The 1,081-nt window shown below is 29.4% G+C and carries 2 protein-coding genes; both read left to right on the plus strand.

Annotation, left to right across the window (positions count from 1 at the left end):
* Positions 1 to 75 precede the first annotated feature (75 nt).
* Positions 76 to 378, plus strand: coding sequence for a hypothetical protein (locus OU788_RS12390; protein WP_274635446.1), 303 nt, complete (start codon positions 76 to 78; stop codon positions 376 to 378).
* A 399-nt stretch (positions 379 to 777) separates the two neighbouring features.
* A partial coding sequence (locus tag OU788_RS12395; RefSeq protein WP_274635447.1) for a hypothetical protein occupies positions 778 to 1,081 on the plus strand: 304 nt, incomplete at its 3' end.

Raw genomic sequence — 1,081 nt, forward strand, 5'->3', positions numbered from 1 at the left:
AATTTCGTAACTTCTTTTTGTATCTACTAATTCTAAATCAAATTCCCAATTTTCATATTGCATACCTATTTTAAAGTGTTAAATCCATATGATGGAAAAGTTTTTCCAGCACAAAATCTTTCTGCAGAATTAGCTTTACTAGGTAAAATTACCAATGATATTGATGTATTGTTATTGAATAAAGAGACGAATGCTATTATGAGAGTTTTACTGAGTGGAAGGCCTATAATAGATAATGAAAACAATATAGCTGCCGTTGTTGTAACTATTAAAGATATAAGTAGGTATAAAAGATTAGAGACGGAATTAGAAAAAAAAGATCAAGAGTCAAGAAGGAGAATTGGATTTAAAAGTAATCAATCAAAAAAGGAGGAATAATATCATCGTTGAGTTACTTGCAAAAACTATTTTCCTTTAGTTTTTTGGTAGTGGTTTGGGGGGGGGCGATAAGCAAAGGAGGTTTCTAATAATGTTAGTTTTATTGATGTTTGCAAGGGAAGTGTTTGCTTTTGTGGTTTTTACGAAACAAAAAAGCTTCACAAAAAGTGAAGCTTTAAAGGTGGTCCCACATGTACTTCGTTAATAGCTCGTTTTAAAACACATTTAATGACAATTGTTAGTTTGTCAGTAGTGTCAGCAAGAATAATACTCTACGTCATTAAATAAATTTTAAAATAATTCAGAATTATTCAAACAAAAAGCACCCTACAAAACACCCTTGTTTGGTATATGATTCGCATTGTTTTTAATATAAAGTTGTAATAAAAGTAATTTAAGATGAGTAATTTAACATTAAAAAACACACACGGAGTAATTAGGTTTAGTTTAAAAGATTCTATAAAAAGTTTAGAATTAACCCCTAAAAAAGAAAGTTTAATAGTACTATACTTCTCCTCAAAAGGAAATAGGTTTAAAAAAAGCTTAGGCTATAAATGTTCTTTTAAATATTGGGATCAGACAAAGCAAAGGGTTAAAACAGGCAAAGGAATGATGTCTAATGCTTACCAAGTAAATGCGTTTATTAATAATATACAAGCCTATGCGGAGGAAGAGTTATTAAGAATGAGGAAAGAATATGGTT

The sequence above is a fragment of the Tenacibaculum sp. L6 genome (assembly GCF_028823685.1).
Taxonomy (GTDB): domain Bacteria; phylum Bacteroidota; class Bacteroidia; order Flavobacteriales; family Flavobacteriaceae; genus Polaribacter.